Origin of the sequence: Tropicimonas sp. IMCC6043, from assembly GCF_004146235.1 — a bacterium.
Lineage (GTDB): Bacteria > Pseudomonadota > Alphaproteobacteria > Rhodobacterales > Rhodobacteraceae > Tropicimonas.
Genome location: NZ_SELO01000261.1, coordinates 1 through 254, shown reverse-complemented (window position 1 = coordinate 254; position 254 = coordinate 1). Strand labels below are relative to the sequence as shown.

1 protein-coding gene is annotated in these 254 nt (G+C 57.5%); it reads right to left on the bottom strand.

From position 1 onward, the window contains the following. Positions 1–94: 94 nt before the first annotated feature. The coding region (locus tag EU800_RS26590; RefSeq protein WP_242500845.1) for a transposase at positions 95–254 on the bottom strand (160 nt) is incomplete at its 5' end.

Here is a 254-nt window from a genome sequence, read left to right as displayed (position 1 = left end):
GCTTGTCAGCGGCATCCTTCGATGTTCCGGGTGTCTGTTTCATCTTCGCTCCTTGGCGGCTTCGATGAACCAGAACCCTCCGTTGCTCAAACCCCTAAATCTCTCCGCGGGGTGCTGACGTCAGACAATTGCCGAGGGATGAGTGGGGCCTGTTGCGGTTGTAGTCCTCCTTCCAGGCTGTGATTTTCTCGCGGGCCTCCGCCAGCGATGAGAACAGGGTTTCGTTCAAGAGTTCGTCCCGGAAACTGCCGTTG